This is a genomic window from Bacillus sp. SIMBA_154 (assembly GCF_046536015.1).
Classification (GTDB): Bacteria; Bacillota; Bacilli; order Bacillales; family Bacillaceae; genus Bacillus; species Bacillus pumilus_P.
Genome location: NZ_JAWJBV010000064.1, coordinates 1 through 465 on the forward strand (window position 1 = coordinate 1; position 465 = coordinate 465).

The following is a 465-nucleotide window of genomic DNA, read 5'->3' on the forward strand; positions in this document are numbered from 1 at the left end:
GATGCACATATTGAAATAGTATCAATATTAAAAAAAATAGAACATCAGTACCCAGACTTTAAGGTTCATATCACTTTTTATAGATGCAGCATTTATGAAAAAGAATCTATAAAAAAAGTAGAACATAATAACCTATCGTGGCTTACAAAGCAGGAACTTCATGAGCTAGACTGGGCAAAGCAGATATACCTATTATTAGGTTACTCTGAATATAATCGCGTTGTCGATAATAATACTAATTTTTATATTTGAATTGATTAGATTTTAAGTGTGTTATAAGTTATCTATACCGTTTCTGACCCAATTACTGTTAATCGAGTTAGGATGCTTAAACAAAGCTAACTTCCCATTGTAAAAGTTAGTAAATTCAGAGTTTAGAGTTCCGTTTAAACTTACAACTTTTGCTATCAATTCAACTAGCTTACCGTCCTTACTGAAAAAATCTTCATCATTGTCAGTTTTATA

2 protein-coding genes are annotated in these 465 nt (G+C 29.9%); one reads left to right on the forward strand and one right to left on the reverse strand.

Annotation, left to right across the window (positions count from 1 at the left end; genetic code table 11):
* Nucleotides 1-252 (forward strand): NUDIX hydrolase (locus tag R0K30_RS21090; RefSeq protein ID WP_486304023.1); only part of this gene is annotated, 252 nt, incomplete at its 5' end.
* Nucleotides 253-273: 21 nt separating this feature from the next.
* Here the strand turns inward: R0K30_RS21090 and R0K30_RS21095 are convergent.
* Nucleotides 274-465 (reverse strand): hypothetical protein (locus R0K30_RS21095; RefSeq protein WP_410612706.1); only part of this gene is annotated, 192 nt, incomplete at its 5' end.